This is a genomic window from Paenisporosarcina sp. (assembly GCF_049671445.1).
Taxonomy (GTDB): Bacteria; Bacillota; Bacilli; order Bacillales_A; family Planococcaceae; genus Paenisporosarcina.
Genome location: NZ_JBATUX010000020.1, coordinates 50,574 through 65,911 on the forward strand (window position 1 = coordinate 50,574; position 15,338 = coordinate 65,911).

Genomic DNA, 15,338 nt, shown 5'->3' on the forward strand with positions numbered 1-15,338 from the left:
AATCATTTAAACTATGTATACCCGTTATTACCTAAAATAACTTATAATAAGAGTCACAAACACATTCAAGGACGTGAATTCATTGACGAAAAAGCTTTGGTTTCAAGTAGGAGTAGGAATATTACTTGGGTTATTAATTATTCGAATGTTTATAGAAGTAAAAGGGATTTTTTCACCTCTCTTTATTATCGGTCAGACAATCTTCTTACCACTTTTACTTGGTGGAGTATTATTTTATTTAACTAGACCGATTTTGAATTTTTTAGATTCTAGAGGATGGAAAAGATGGACTAGTCTATCAGCTATTTTTGTAGGATTGGCTCTCGTTTTCTGGGTATTCTCATCCCTAGTTGGTCCTGCAATAACGAATCAAGTAAACGATTTAGTTGAAGAAGCACCTGCTATTACACAAGATGTTGAAGACATGATTGAAGAAGTAATTAATCAAAAAGATCGACTTCCTGACTCAATTGAACAATCAATAAATGACCAATCAAGTAAAGTAACGGATATTGCAAAGGGCTTCAGTAATTGGGTGGTCGTATTTGTTCAAAGTATTGCTCAAGGGTTATTTGCTTTAATATTAGTTCCGTTTTTCCTGTTCTATATCCTAAAAGATCATGAAAAATTCGCACCTTTTGTTGCTAACTTCTTTAGTGGAGAACGTAAAACGTGGATTCGCAAAACTCTGGTAGACATTGATGGAACTTTAAAGTCATATATTCAAGGTCAGCTCGTGGTTAGTGTTGCAGTTGGGATTTTATTGCTGATCGGCTATTTAACGATTGGATTAAAATACGCATTTCTTTTAGCATTTTTTGGATTGCTTACGAATGTAATTCCATTTTTAGGTCCTTTCATTGCCGTCATTCCCGCGTTAATTATTGGATTTATTCAAGAGCCTCAAATGGCCATTTATGTTGCCATTATCATGCTTGTTGCACAACAAATTGAAAGTAATTTAATATCACCTAACGTAATGGGTAGAGCACTCCATATCCATCCATTAACAGTTATAACTATTATTTTAGCTGCAGGAAATATTGCAGGGTTATGGGGAATCATATTAGCAATACCTACTTACGCAGTTATTAAAACAATATTGAAAAATGCGTATGCAAGACGCTCAGAAATTAAAGAAGCGGCAACCTCAACGGTAGAAGAAGAATAAAAATAAAAACCCGGTTCACTCACAATAGAGTGAACCGGGTTTCATTTATTCTGGATATTTTTCTTCAGTTGCTGAAGTATCTTTGGAATGATTTTTATTTTTCTCGTCTTTCACTTTTTGATTTAATTCCTCAACGGGAACCGCATCAACCGTTTGCATATCTTCATGCATATCGAAAAGACTTTCTTTTTCTGTGTCAACTAAATCGGGATTGTCTAATTTACGACCTTTTTGATTTTTGTGCTCTTTTTCATTAAAAGGTTTGTTCGTCATATCAATCCGTCCTTTCACATACTTATTTTCTCACCATATTTACTAACATGTGAGATAAAGCATGTTGTTGATCTTTGTCGCCAGATTTCCATAGCTCTTGTAACAAGTTTTCTTCACTGTTTCTTGGTTCTTCATTATTAGCTAGGTAACCTGCTACTTTTTCTGCTGTTTTAGCTAATTGCTCTTCACCAAGACCTAATTTTTCACCTAATGCTACTTTTTCACCCAAATAAGATTTAAAGGTTGAAAAATTCGCTAAAATTTCTTCTTTCTTTTCAGGACTAACGTTGTTTAATTCTTCTTGAACTTTACCTTGAATGTTTTCCATGTCGTAGACACGCTCCTTTTCATCTTCTTAGGTTAGGTTTATCCTAATTACTCTCAACTAAAACCTTCCAATGTGCAAAATGGGTATTTTATCCTAATGAAGTGGGCAAAATCCACATTTTAACAAACCGGGGACATCTTTTGAAAAACAACATGTCGTACGAACTTTAGTATTCAGCAATTGTGCGGGTTCTAAACCTTTTAAATACGTGTTGAAGAGAGATTGTGGAGCGATGCCTTCCCAAACTTCGTTAGATTTCAAGATTTCCAAATCTATTCTGGCTTGTTTTGCCGTAGAAGGTTGAGCGAGCATCACAGAATAATGCCACAACAAAAAACCAAATACATTTTCCCACAAGGTTAAAGGAGAGACAGATGAATGATTGCGAATTTCTATAAGTAAAGAATGGATTTGATCCTTTACTATTTTTCGGATTATTTCTTGGCGGAGCTTATTTTCTATATCGACATAGTGATTTTGATTGATATACATACTGATTCCTTTATTTCCGTATTCGACATTTGCAGCAAACTGTAAGTCTTCAAGTTCACCTAACCATATTTCATCGTAAGTGGCTAACATGACAAACTGTGTCGAGACAAACATTCCATAGCGGCGCATAAGATAGGAGGCAGCAACCGTTTTGCTTGTTATTCCAGTAACCGCTTGAACAACTGATAAAAAGTCAACTTCCTGCAATTGTTTCAGGGTAAATAAGGGATGTTCTGGTGGTGTGACATACGTACTGTACATATTTAATTGTCGGATTTGATCGTTCGTTAAATTAGTCATAAATTAAGTATACAAAATTTCTATGAATAAAGTATTGACTTGTTAAGTGATAATGATTATCATTATCGTATAAGAGAAATTCTTTCTGAAAATCAGGGGAGAATCCATGTCAGCGACTTTTCTCCAAATCGACGCTGATTCACTACAAACTTAACCCCCCTCATCGTTAAGTTGTGGAAGTCAAGATTATCGGATCCATGCGCTATTGCATGGATCTTTTTTATTTCTGCAACTCTTTTTCTAAGATTGGTGAAACATTTTATATGAAGTATGATTGATTTCTATGAAGCAAGAAGGTTTTCAGTGCGCTTCGGACGTTTCCTCTGCTGCACTATAATCTAGAGATTAAAGAGTGGGGCTTGTGACTTTGCCACAAGCCCCACTCTATTATTTTAGATCATTCTGCGGCGGAGATTCGTCCTTCGCTCCCTGAAAACCTAGACGCGCTCAGTTAATTTCTTTTGGTTTATGAGAAAATTGACACTCTCTTTACATAGATATTCGGCCGAAGATGCAATTTCGGCCTCTTTCTGCTTATTTTATTTCAAATCATTCTTTAAAGTTAGTAGTGACACTTACTTTAAAGCAAAATAGACATTGGTTGATGTTGAAAAACCCGTTTTTCATTCTTCCGATAAATCTCAGTCTGACTTTTCGAGGTTGACGTCTGAAAAATTTGCGTTGACGTCTGAAAAAAACACCTCCACGTCTGAAATATAGGCATTTACGTCTGAAAAACATGAATAGCACAAAACTTCAGTCATTAGTAACCGAAATATAAAAATACATTGTCCGAAGGTTGTAGGGGAGCGACGAAAGCATCCAAGCCGCAAGATTAACTGTCTAAATAAATAAGGGGATGTGGCAAAGTCACATCCTCTTATTACTTATTCATTAGATAAAGGTGCAGCATACTGCTTTCCAAAGCTCACCGGATACCTGAGAGATCACGTGATTCCAAATTAACTCGATTATCTTGCTTTTGGGCAGTAGGGACATTTTTTCGTATTAGGCATTTCTTTCAATAAACAACAGGTAAGGCGTTTATAATCTTTCATTGCATCAAGTGCTGATTGATTTTGTAGAAATTGTTTGAAAGGAGAACGTCTCAAATGAGGTGTCCAAGTGCTGTCGAGCAACAAAAAATCTAAATCCTTGGAAGCTGACTGCACACCTTCGTGAAGTAACTGGTTGTATACCCAAATGACATATCCCCAAATATTTTCCCATAAAATCAATTTCGAAATTTTTGCGTGTTTGCTGAAAATCTCGACAAGTGGGTGGCCATAAGTATCTAATACAAATCTCAAAGCTTGTTGTGAATCTTGAACTTTAATAAAATCTTCGCTTGATACAGTAAATTTAAATGTATATTCATCGTGAATAACTCCTACTTGTTTTAAAGAACCAGCAAACACTTGCTGATGAACTGCAATGGCATGAAATTGAGCAGCTAAAAAGAATCCAAGACGACGAAAAAAAACAGATGTAGCTACGGCATCCGTAGGTGCATCTGTCAATTCTCGAACGGTTTGTAGAAACTTAGTAAGTCCTTCTTCAATTTGCACATCACCAAGCATCATCATCGGTTTACGAGCATCATCGACAAATACTGAGAGACGTTCCATTGAATGCTTCATAACTTATGCTCCCGTTGCTGAACGTAATTCAGGTACCACGCAACGTCCGCGTCCAAAAGGAATACAATGTGGTGTACCGAACATTGGATCTTTGGAAACTTGACACTCCATTCCAAAAACAGAACGGACTAAATCACAGGTAATAATATCTTCAGGTTTTCCTTGTTCATGAACTTTTCCATCTTTAATAGCGATGATATTATGGGCATAACGAGAAGCTAGATTTAAATCGTGTAATACCATCACAATGGTGCGATTTTTTTTCTCGTTTAATTCAAACAACAAATCCAAGATTTCTATTTGGTGTGTCATGTCTAAGTAAGTTGTTGGTTCATCAAGTAATATGACATCAGTATCTTGTGCAAGTGTCATAGCAATCCAAGCACGTTGACGTTGACCACCAGATAATGTATCAACTGCACGGTCACGTAAATCACTAATGCAGGTTGCTTCCATTGCAGCTTCTACTTTTTCTGTATCTTCTTCTGTCCAACGCTTTAACCATGATTGGTGTGGGTAACGACCTTGTTTCACCAAATCATGAACCGTTAAGCCTTCGGGTGAAACAGGGGATTGTGGTAAAATACCCATCTTTTTCGCAACATCTTTAGAAGACATATTGTGTACATCTTTTCCTTCTAATAAAACAGAACCGCTTGTTGGTTTTAGAAGGCGTGCAATCGAACGCAGAAGTGTTGACTTCCCACACCCATTGCTACCAACAAAGACAGAAATTTCTCCACGAGGTATATGTAAATTTAAGTTCTCAAATAATAATTGATCTGTATATCCAATCGATAAGGATTCAGTTTGTACAGCAGTAAACATAATTTTGTGGCCTCCATCTAACTGATAGGTATTCTCACTAGCGTTATCATAACACATAACAGTCATCTAGTGAGAACGATTTTCATCGTTTTATTGATAAAGTTTTTACAAAATTGTGAAGGTACTACAAACTTAATAGAGCGAATTGTCATTTTGCCACATGATTTCCTATGAGGACTCCAAATCGCGATGATTGGGACCTACATTTACTATACTTACTAAAAGAAGAAATAATGAGTAAATAAAAAAACAAGCATGATCTGTCTAGGAGACGGACCTTGCTTGTTTTTGTTTCAAGATTTTAGTGTAAAAACTGTGTAAAAACAGACCAATAATGATAATAATCAAACCGATAAATGCGATAGGTTCAGGTAATGGCACACCTAATAACATCATTTCTCCAACGATTACAAATATGATTTGTGTTGCTTGTGTTGCCTCAACAGCAGCAAGTTTTCCTTGATTCTCTCGAACACGATCTGTAGCCATGAAAAATAACGTAGTAGCAATCACACCTGAACTGAGACCGACGATTAAACTTTGAAAAACCTGGCTACTGGAAGGAAGACCGACTGAAAAGGTTGCGTAAACTGCGAGCAAAATCCATACAGGTAATGTTGCGATTGTCATCCCAAGAACACGACTAATCGGATCGAGGCGGCCACCAGTTAGATCCATCATTTTACGATTTCCGAGAGGGTAGGCGAATGCTGCAACCAGAACGGGTAATGTTCCGAGCAATAGAGTACCTGTGGACACGTCATTTGCATGAGGGATTTGTATCAGTATGATGCCAATCAAGATGACACTGGAAATTAAAAGTGATATAAAGGGGATTTGTTGTCGGACTTTACGAATCCCATTCGATGTTTGAAGCGTTATAAAAAAAAGTGGAGCTAAAAATACACCAGCTATAATGGTCACTTGCCAAGTACCTGAAATTAGCCAACCAGGACCGTAAGCAGCTGCATATGTAATAGGCGCATAGAATAAAACAAACGCTACAAAGCTCCAACCGAACCAGGAAAAAGGACGAGATTTCATTTCTGCTAAGAGCATTGCCATTCTACCACGAAGAACGACTAGTAACATCAGAAATGGGACCATGAAGAAATAGCGTAATGAAGCACTCCACATCCAACTGCCTCCGGAAAGCTCCATTGAACGGTTTAAAATAAATGTCACCGCAAAAAATAAAGATGCCAAGACTCCAAGTCCTATTTCTTTCAAGATTTCACTCCTATACTTGTCTTTCGAACAGTTGAATCATTTCAATCATTACTAGTGTAGCCTTTTCCATGTTATCAACCGAAATATATTCATATTTTCCGTGATAATTTTCTCCACCTGTAAAAATGTTTGGAGTAGGTAAGCCCATATAAGACAATTGAGATCCATCTGTGCCTCCTCGAATTGGAAGAACTAAAGGATCGATTGATAGATTTGTCATAGCTTCATGTGCAATATCCACAATTTCTTTCACGACTTCAATTTTTTCACCCATATTGTAATATTGATCATTTACTTCAACGGTAATCGCATTAGAACCATATTCTGCTTTTACTTCTGCAGCTGCTTTTTCAAATAATTCTTTTTTAGCTTCGAATTTTTCTCGGTCAAAGTCGCGAATAATGTAGGACAGCTGTGCTTCTTCTACATGACCGCTGACATTCATTAAGTGGATAAATCCTTCATAGCCTTCAGTCTTTTCAGGTACTTCATGTGCTGGCATATGAGACTGGAACTTCATGGCAATTGTTAAGGCGTTGACCATTTTGTTTTTTGCAGAACCAGGATGTACGCTAGTGCCACGTGTGATAACTTTTGCACCAGCCGCGTTAAAACTTTCAAATTGTAGTTCCCCTAAAGGACCACCGTCCATCGTGTAAGCATATTTCGCATCGAATTTTTCAACATCAAATTTATGAGGTCCACGACCAATTTCTTCATCAGGAGTGAAGGCGATTCGAAGTTTACCATGTTTGATGTCTGGGTTTTTAATCAAAAACTCCATAGCGGTCATTATTTCAGCTATACCAGCTTTGTTGTCTGCACCTAGTAAAGTGGTACCGTCTGTTGTTATTAAAGTGTGACCAATATAATTGTTTAGCTCTGGGAAATCGGTAGGAGACATAATTGTTGTTTCATTTAAAGTAATGTCGCCACCTTCATAGCAATCTATGCGTTGAGGATTTACATTTTTTCCAGTGTAATCAGTTGCTGTATCAACGTGTGCCAAGAAACCGATTGTTGGAATTTCATGATCGGTATTTGAAGGTAGTGTGGCAAATAAATAGCCATTATCATCAAGTGAAATGTCTTCCATTCCGATCGAAGCTAATTCTTTTTCAAGTTCATGGAGTAAATCCCATTGACCTGGTGTTGAAGGGCAAGTTGAACTGTTTGCGTCAGATTGTGTATCGATTTTTGCATAACGTACTAGGCGTTCGATTAATATTTCTTGCATGACATTTCACTCCTTAATTTCCTAAATCTATTATTAGTTTATCATTTTCAGAATCATCTAGGAATAAAGATAATGTGAAATTGACGATAAAAGAAATAGTGTGGTATATTATAAAGCGTAACCATTACTATTTATTGAATTGGAGGATATAATTATGAGAGTAAATATCACGTTAGCATGTACTGAAACAGGTGATAAAAACTATATAACTACTAAAAATAAGCGCAATAATCCAGAACGTATTGAGATGCAAAAGTACTCAAAACGATTAAAGAAAATGACTTTGCACCGCGAAACAAAATAAGATAAGCGATTTCCTCTTTGAATATCATGAGGAAATCGCTTTTTTCTTTTTCAAGACAGCAGAAACTTTAGGTTCGGTTCCATTTCTGATGCGGAAAATATTTTCTCTATGCTTCCAAATAGCTAAAGTGAAAAGCGCTAATGAAATGAATGTCGGCCAAAATCCTCCTGTAAACCAAAATACATACAGCAAAAATGTAAAGTATAAAAAAAGAACACCTATTGGTAAATAGTCTGTTATAAGAGTTATTAAGATAAGCAGTGACAAACCGATAAAGCCCATTCTCCAATCGATAGCAAACATTATTCCTATAAGAGATGCAGTTCCTTTCCCGCCATCAAATTTCATCCACAAAGGAAAATTGTGACCGAGAACCACAGCTGTCCCCATTAATAAGAGAAGAGTAGGCGAGTCCTCAAAGAAACTGTTCGAATGTAAAATAAAGCGTAATAACAGTACCGCTATAAACCCTTTTCCGATATCAAATAGAGCGACTAACATCCCAAATTTCCACCCTAATACGATTGTTGCATTAGAAGCCCCAGAATTCTTAACCCCTTGTTCTTTTACCTTCACACCCGATAGCCATTGTGCTAAAAAGGATCCGTGTAGACTGCCAATAATATATCCAGTTAGGACAATCATGAGTATGGATGACGCAAGATTCATATTCTCAACCTCTCTTTTCTTCTCAATGATTAGACGTTTAGTTGTAGACTGAATTAGTGGGAATGATAAAAACCTAACATTTAAAAGATATGCAGATTGTTATGAATTGTTTTATAGCAATAGATGAAACTGACGATAACTTGTCTTGTATCTTGATGTAAAATTAATAAAATAAAGCGAGAACTAATAGGTTTAAAGCCAATGTACTAGGGAATTTGGTAGAAAAGAAGAGAATTCGTTTAACTTTGACACTTGAGGAAAGTAATGGTAAATGTTGAGTGAGGTTATAAAATACATAAATAGATTAGGTGGGGAATTATGCAGTCTACCATTTCAAAAGAAAGTTCAGTTGCGGATACACGTATCAAGATGACTGCATTTTTGCTTCTATGTATTATGCTGCCATCAAGTTTTATGCCTGAAGAAACAGTAGTGAAATGGTTAATTATCAACACTTTAGTACTAATATTCGTTTTGGGAATTCTATATTTTACTTGGCATAAATTTAAATTTGATACAGTTCGATACTATTCTTTACAAGTGTATATTTTAGTAATGAGCATCGTGTTTTACACAATAGTTCCTTTGTTTAAGCTCTTAAATGACTCTTATTACTTCTGGTTAATTGCACTGGCAACTACCGTAATTATAATTATGGCACATGTTTTGAATAAAAGAACGACTCTAAGTTTTGTAAATAAGAAGCACAAGAAGCTAGTCATGATCTTATCTGCATATGTAACGGTTTTAATTTTTGTAGGAGCGGTATTAAGTGGAATGATGCATACAAATGAGGCGCCTGAGAATACAGGAGTATCCATTTTGTTTTACTTAGGAGGATTACTCTTCATTGTATTAGCGCCAATGTTTTTGTTGACGAAGTCCGAAGTTGATAAATTAGCGAAAACCTAGATATTTTCTGAAAAGGTATATAGGTAAAATTAAGTGATTTCAATTTTTCACTTAAAATAGAAGAAATAGTGCCCACCTTTTTAGTTGAGAGGAAAAGTGTTAGGGATAAATATGAAAAAGGACATGTTTCAATTGCCAATAACCGCCTTATTGATTACGTTGACTCCACTCTTGATAATAATGGAATCTCCTGAGATGGTGATTACACCTTAAAGAGCAATTGAGTTTAGAATTAGGTAGGTTAAATAGTAGTGGTTATTTACACTGATTGGGGGACAGAAGTTTGCCAAAGCCATCTATTTTTGTTTTTTTACTGTTGCCATTGATATCTGCACTGATTTCATTGGGAATACCCATATATAAATCTGAATATATGGTTTTAACCGCCATCATTTACCTGGGGTATGCATTGATACTCTTCATTGTTAAAGGAATGTCAACATTTAACGGGAAAATAGAGTGGTTCCCTAAATTTGCAGGATATGCAACGTTTACTGCTTTAGCCTTTTTCTTTGTTATGCCTTTGATTAAAATATTTGATGGCGAAATTGGCATTCAATTGCTCTTGATTGTGATTTGGCTCGTGTTCCATATAATCTTTTTTGTCAAAGTCGAGACGTTCTACAAGATTGTCTTACCAACGGCAGGTGAATCTAAATCAAAATGGTCGATTGTTTATTATTTAACCTTCATTGTTCTTTTTGCGATATCAGGTGGAGGAAATTTCAGGGTGACAAGAATTATGACAGAAACTTATGGGCAGAACCCAACCATGGCTTATTTTTCATTTGTTATGTATATCGTGGGTATTTGGTTTGGAACACTTGCCGCAGTTTTAAGCATTGGAATGCAAGGGAAATTACCGAAAGGTCGAGTTGAACGAAAAGTACAAAAGGGAAAGTTAGTACGGAATAAGTATTCATAAGCTCCTGCATTTACCGCTTCAAAAGAAGATGTGGAAAGACTTAAACTTTAATAAAAAGATAAGTGTGGTGTGAGGTGAACTGATGATTAAAGTAATTGGCTACGGTTTCTTATTATTTTCGATATTTATTGGTATTTACTTTACAAGTCAGCTTTTTTCGGATTTTTGGCTTGCCATATTTATGATCGTTGTTTTTTCTTATGGTCCATACCTTGTGGGTAATAAGTTGAGGTTGTCTAATAAAGATTTCAAGAAAAGTTTTTGGCAACTTACAGGAGCTTTCTTTGTTGGAGTGGTTTTGACACCAGGTTTTTTGTTATATATCCAAAATCAAAGCGATGTGCTAGAGAAGATTTATGATGCTAAAAGGGAATTCTACTTTTTTAAAGCAGGTACCGGAAGTAATGTAGCAATTGTTTTTGCGGTGTTTTTTGTACTAATTATGCTACTTGGATACAGAGTGGCCAATGGATGGAAAGCGGGAGGTCATCTGCTCACAGGGGGGATTGTCTTATTAACTCTATTCTTTTTCGGTTATCAATACGTCACATTTGATTCTTACAGCGGCATTCACAAAGAGCGAGGGTATGTCAGTAAAGAATGGAACGATGAAGAAAAAGGCTTACCTTTTGGATCAATTAAAGAGTTCAGGATTGAACCGTTTGTCCGCTATGGCGCCCTTAGTAATCCATCTGATGAAACAGAATTTATGTGGCGATTAATTATTGTCCCGCTGGACGGGAAAGAATTTGTATACAATAGACAATCGATTGATGGGAACTGGTTGTCACAATCAAAAGCACTGCAGGAAAAAGCAACGGAAGAGAATATTCTTTTCACTGTTCTTCCTATGGATGCTAATACATACAAATGGTATCAAACTGAATTAGATTTGACTGAAGTAAATCCAAAACCGTATAACGAATTCTTTGATATCAAATAAAAAATCCAAGTACTCTGCAAAAGCAGAATACTTGGATTTTCTTTATGATTTAGAAATTTTCATTCTCTTCACTTCATCTGAAAGTGATTTATATAAGGATACCATCATCAGTAGCATGATAAAGGAGAACGGGAAGGCCGCTACAATCAACAGGTTTTGCAGAGCAGTTAAGCCATCTGCAGATAATAAAATTACTGCTATTGAAGATTGTGCTATTCCCCAGACTACTTTAACCATATTTGAAGGATCCAAGGAACCGTTTGTTGTTTGCATTCCTAGAACGAATGTTGCTGAGTCTGCAGATGTGATAAAGAACGTGCTGATCAATATGACCGCAACAATTGATAACACCATTGACAAAGGCAATTCATTAAAGACTGCAAATAATGTCTCCTCGGTTTTTAACCCAGTTAAATCTGTTACTTTTTGTTGAATGTTTATTGCTGTTGAACCAAATGCAGCGAACCAGAAGAAACTTACGATTGAAGGAATCAAGAGCACTCCAATTAAAAATTCTCGAATGGTACGTCCTTTTGATACACGAGCAATAAAGATTCCGACGAATGGTGACCAAGAAATCCACCAAGCCCAGTAGAAAATTGTCCAGCCGTTAATCCATTCTCGATTTCCGGCATCAAGTGGTGAAGCACTAAAACTCATGCGAACGACATTTTGTAAATAGCTACCTAAAGAGTCAGTAAACATGTTAAAAATTAATAATGTCGGGCCAAGAATAACAACTAAGATTAAAAGAAGGACAGCTAATATCATATTTAAATTAGATAAATACTTAATTCCTTTACTTAATCCTGACCAAGCTGACATTAAGAACAATACTGTTACAACAGCAATAATAACAACTTTTACCCAGTATTCATTTGGAATACCAAAAATATAAGATAATCCACCGTTAATTTGAATAGCACCAAAGCCAAGTGTTGTGGCAACTCCCACGACCGTTGCAAAAACAGCGAAAACATCTACTAAAACGCCCCAAGGACCGTTCATTTTGTCTCCGAAAATCGGCTTCAATGTTGCTGAAATTAACCCAGGTTCTCCTTTACGGAACTGGAAATAAGCGAGCGCTAATGCGACAATCGCATAAATGGCCCATGCATGTAATCCCCAATGGAAAAACGTGTAACGCATAGATTCTCTAAAGGCATTTCTAGTTTCTGGATCGGCAGTTGCAGGACTGATAGCATAATGAGAAAGTGGTTCAGCAGCTCCCCAGAATACAAGTCCGATACCCATACCGGCAGAAAATAACATCGAGAACCAAGAAATTCTTGTGTACTCAGGTCGATCTGTATCTTTTCCTAAGCGAATTTTACCGAATGGACTAACAATAACAATTATAGTGAAGAGCACCATAATTGATACAACGCTTAAGTAATACCAACCGAAGTTAGTCGTAATAAATGATTGCATGTTTCCTGTTATTGTTTCGAAACCCTTAGGTGCGAATGCTCCAAACCCCACGGCTAACGCAACAAGTATTAACGCAAACCAAAATACATTTGTAATATTCTTCATGTTTCCCCCTCAAGTCTCTTGTTTATTTTGTGGCACAATGGTTCACACTACGCAACTTCGGAGTCAATGTCAAATGACCACGTTGTATAAGTGTGCGTAAATGTTGAGAATTTTAGTCATATTAACCTAAAAACATCACTAGTTATTAATACCTGTTTTAGGCAAAGGTTAAACCTTGTATTTAAAGGATTAAAAGGATTTTTTATACATCAATAAATTAAAAAACAACTCCTTGAATCATCCTGAATTGATTCAAAGAGTTGTAGTATTAGAGAAGGCGTTGAGCTAAGTATTTTTCTCCGCTTTTCTGTCAGTCTTCGTCTTTTACGTCGATGTCATCTGGAATCGGAGTGTTGCGCCATTCATCAATCTGGCGTTTGACATCCTCAACTTGTTCTAAATGGCGTTCGAATTGAGCTTGATTAATTAAATATTGTTCCCCATCATGGACCGATTTAATGCGTCCATCTAATACATATCGGCGCACTTGTTGTTCAGGCATGCTTAAAAATTCAGCAGTTTCTTCTATTGATAAATACACAAGCGACACACTCCTTTTCTTCAGTATAGTTTACGAGATAGCGTATCTCAATATACATAAAATATGGTAAAGTACAGACAACAACTACTTGAGGTGACTTAATGAAAACCGTGATCCCTTACTTCCTTGTTTTACTAGCAGCTGTCTTATGGGGCACAACTGGAACAGCTCAAACTTACTTACCGCAAAATGCTCAACCCCTAACCATTGGGGCATCTCGTTTAGCCATCGGTGGATTTTCATTATTAATTATTATGATTGTCATGAAAAAAATCAATTTTAGCACATGGCCGTGGAAAGAAACGATTGTTGCAGCTCTCTGTATGGCACTATTCCAACCTTTGTTTTTCACATCGGTGAGAGTAACAGGAATTGCGATTGGAACAGTCGTTGCGATTGGTAGTGCACCCATTTTTTCTGGGTTAATCGAATGGTTCTTTTTGAAATTAAGACCATCTCGCGCATGGATAATGGCTACGACCATGTCAGTTATCGGATGTAGCCTGTTGTTTTTAAATAAAGATGCCTTAACAGTTAATCCACTGGGAGTAACTTTATCATTAATAGCTGGATTTGTATTTGCCATTTATACAATTGTTAGTAAAGCCTTATTAGCAAAAGTTGAAGCAATTCCAGCAGTCGCTATGACTTTCTCCATAAGTGCGATTATATTAATGCCATTTTTATTTATTTTTGATAGCTCTTGGGTTACTGAACCTTCTAATATAGCAACCATTTTATATTTAGGATTTATGACAACGAGTGTCGCGTATATTCTCTATTTAACAGGACTTCAAAAGGTGCCTTCTTCATCAGCTGTAACATTATCACTTGGAGAGCCTTTAACTGCAGCTGTATTAAGCGTATTTATTGTTGGTGAGGTATTAAGTGCAGTTTCGTGGATTGGCGTTTTACTTTTGCTCGGAGGAATTATCGTTCTAACTTTTAGCGGGAGAAAACGAGCTAAACAAATCTAATAATAGTACAAGTGTCTCTGTAACTAGGGACACTTTTTTAACATTTCGTGGAAATATATGGGTGGAGTGGATTGGAGCGTAGCCCAAGCCGATTAAAATGGGTATCTAGCGGAATAAACCACCAATTAAGCCGATTAAATCACTCGAAAGAAGTAGCGACTTTATTTCTTAAGAAATTCTTCATTTTTATGCTAACAGTTTGTTAAGAATTAATGGATACAATTGTTATTATAAGAAGTAGAGATGAGGTGCAACGGATGACACAATTTACGGTTCTCGTTACGGATGACGATCAAGACATTCGAGATGGGATAGAAATTTATCTGAAAAACGAAGGTTATCAAGTTTTAAAAGCTTCTGATGGAATAGAAGCTCTGACTATTTTGGAGACAAATGATGTTCATTTAATTCTACTAGATATTATGATGCCAAATATGGATGGCATTCAAGCAACATTCAAGATCCGCTCAGAGCGCAACATTCCCATCATCATGTTAAGTGCTAAAGCAGAAGACTTCGATAAAATACATGGATTATCTGTGGGTGCTGATGATTATGTCACGAAACCTTTCCATCCCATGGAACTAATGGCAAGAGTGAAATCACAATTGCGTCGCTATATACACCTCGGAACATTTAAGGAACAACAATCAATCATACAAATAGATGGACTTGCATTAGACATGGACGCCAAAGAAGTGACACTCGATGGGGAATCCGTCAGATTAACGCCGATCGAATACAAAATTACGGAGCTGTTAATGACAAATGCAGGCAGAGTGTTTTCAATTGGTGACATTTATCAACGAGTTTGGAACGAGGCGGCGTATAACGCGGAAAATATTGTCGCAGTGCATATCCGTAAAATCCGCGAAAAAATCGAAACGGACCCTAAAAATCCGAGATATGTAAAGGTGGTGTGGGGCATTGGCTATAAAATCGAAAAGTAAGGCTTCGCATTGGTTATCCATTGTCGCACTCGCTATAGGAATGCTTAGTCTCATGTACTGTTATTCATTTATTCAACAACTG

17 protein-coding genes are annotated in these 15,338 nt (G+C 36.5%); 7 read left to right on the plus strand and 10 right to left on the minus strand.

All coding sequences use genetic code 11. The features are described 5' to 3' along the window. The first annotated feature begins 82 nt into the window (after positions 1-82). Positions 83-1,171, plus strand: coding sequence for an AI-2E family transporter (locus WBG45_RS02365; RefSeq protein WP_424412195.1), 1,089 nt, complete (start codon positions 83-85; stop codon positions 1,169-1,171). Positions 1,172-1,216: 45 nt separating this feature from the next. On the opposite strand, the gene WBG45_RS02370 is transcribed toward WBG45_RS02365, so the two are convergent. The 7 genes from WBG45_RS02370 to pepT all read right to left on the minus strand — a co-directional run bounded on the left by WBG45_RS02370 (position 1,217) and on the right by pepT (position 7,499). Continuing rightward, a complete protein-coding gene (locus WBG45_RS02370) occupies positions 1,217-1,444 on the minus strand; it encodes a hypothetical protein (RefSeq protein WP_424412196.1) in 228 nt (75 codons plus the stop codon). Positions 1,445-1,466: 22 nt separating this feature from the next. Next, a complete protein-coding gene (locus WBG45_RS02375) occupies positions 1,467-1,772 on the minus strand; it encodes a DUF3243 domain-containing protein (protein WP_424412197.1) in 306 nt (101 codons plus the stop codon). Between the two features lie 93 nt (positions 1,773-1,865). Continuing rightward, positions 1,866-2,564: a hypothetical protein gene (locus WBG45_RS02380; RefSeq protein WP_424412198.1), complete on the minus strand. Its 699-nt coding sequence runs from the start codon at positions 2,562-2,564 to the stop codon at positions 1,866-1,868. A 971-nt stretch (positions 2,565-3,535) separates the two neighbouring features. Beyond that, complete coding sequence (locus WBG45_RS02385; protein WP_424412199.1) at positions 3,536-4,204, minus strand: IucA/IucC family C-terminal-domain containing protein; 669 nt, start codon at positions 4,202-4,204, stop codon at positions 3,536-3,538. Positions 4,205-4,207: 3 nt separating this feature from the next. Next, the gene (locus WBG45_RS02390; protein WP_424412226.1) at positions 4,208-5,032 is read right to left on the minus strand and encodes an ABC transporter ATP-binding protein; all 825 of its coding nucleotides are present in this window, start codon (positions 5,030-5,032) and stop codon (positions 4,208-4,210) included. A gap of 264 nt (positions 5,033-5,296) precedes the next feature. Next, positions 5,297-6,262: a multidrug resistance efflux transporter family protein gene (locus WBG45_RS02395; protein ID WP_424412200.1), complete on the minus strand. Its 966-nt coding sequence runs from the start codon at positions 6,260-6,262 to the stop codon at positions 5,297-5,299. A gap of 10 nt (positions 6,263-6,272) precedes the next feature. After that, complete coding sequence (pepT, locus tag WBG45_RS02400; RefSeq protein ID WP_424412201.1) at positions 6,273-7,499, minus strand: peptidase T; 1,227 nt, start codon at positions 7,497-7,499, stop codon at positions 6,273-6,275. A gap of 154 nt (positions 7,500-7,653) precedes the next feature. Here pepT and rpmG point away from each other — a divergent pair, with 154 nt between their 5' ends. Beyond that, entirely contained in the window at positions 7,654-7,803 is a 150-nt protein-coding gene (gene rpmG / locus WBG45_RS02405) for a 50S ribosomal protein L33 (RefSeq protein ID WP_024535734.1), read from the plus strand. A gap of 24 nt (positions 7,804-7,827) precedes the next feature. Here rpmG and WBG45_RS02410 read toward each other — a convergent pair whose 3' ends face one another. Then, complete coding sequence (locus tag WBG45_RS02410) at positions 7,828-8,472, minus strand: glycerol-3-phosphate acyltransferase (RefSeq protein ID WP_424412202.1); 645 nt, start codon at positions 8,470-8,472, stop codon at positions 7,828-7,830. Between the two features lie 318 nt (positions 8,473-8,790). Here WBG45_RS02410 and WBG45_RS02415 point away from each other — a divergent pair, with 318 nt between their 5' ends. From WBG45_RS02415 to WBG45_RS02425, 3 genes are all read left to right on the plus strand, one after another. Then, positions 8,791-9,384 carry a hypothetical protein gene (locus tag WBG45_RS02415; protein WP_424412203.1) on the plus strand — a complete coding sequence of 198 codons (594 nt, stop codon included), beginning with the start codon at positions 8,791-8,793 and terminating at the stop codon, positions 9,382-9,384. Positions 9,385-9,667: 283 nt separating this feature from the next. Next, positions 9,668-10,309 carry a hypothetical protein gene (locus WBG45_RS02420; protein WP_424412204.1) on the plus strand — a complete coding sequence of 214 codons (642 nt, stop codon included), beginning with the start codon at positions 9,668-9,670 and terminating at the stop codon, positions 10,307-10,309. 82 nt (positions 10,310-10,391) lie between these two features. After that, on the plus strand, positions 10,392-11,252 hold the full coding sequence (locus WBG45_RS02425; protein WP_424412205.1) for a hypothetical protein: 861 nt from the start codon (positions 10,392-10,394) through the stop codon (positions 11,250-11,252). A gap of 42 nt (positions 11,253-11,294) precedes the next feature. Here the strand turns inward: WBG45_RS02425 and WBG45_RS02430 are convergent, their stop codons facing one another. After that, on the minus strand, positions 11,295-12,788 hold the full coding sequence (locus WBG45_RS02430; protein WP_424412206.1) for a glycine betaine uptake BCCT transporter: 1,494 nt from the start codon (positions 12,786-12,788) through the stop codon (positions 11,295-11,297). A gap of 310 nt (positions 12,789-13,098) precedes the next feature. Then, positions 13,099-13,329, minus strand: a complete 231-nt coding sequence (locus WBG45_RS02435; RefSeq protein ID WP_424412207.1) for a helix-turn-helix domain-containing protein — start codon at positions 13,327-13,329, stop codon at positions 13,099-13,101. Positions 13,330-13,430: 101 nt separating this feature from the next. Here WBG45_RS02435 and WBG45_RS02440 point away from each other — a divergent pair, with 101 nt between their 5' ends. Both WBG45_RS02440 and WBG45_RS02445 read left to right on the plus strand, forming a co-directional pair. Then, a complete protein-coding gene (locus tag WBG45_RS02440) occupies positions 13,431-14,306 on the plus strand; it encodes an EamA family transporter (RefSeq protein ID WP_424412208.1) in 876 nt (291 codons plus the stop codon). A gap of 257 nt (positions 14,307-14,563) precedes the next feature. Then, positions 14,564-15,256, plus strand: a complete 693-nt coding sequence (locus WBG45_RS02445; RefSeq protein ID WP_424412209.1) for a response regulator transcription factor — start codon at positions 14,564-14,566, stop codon at positions 15,254-15,256. Positions 15,257-15,338: the final 82 nt, after the last annotated feature.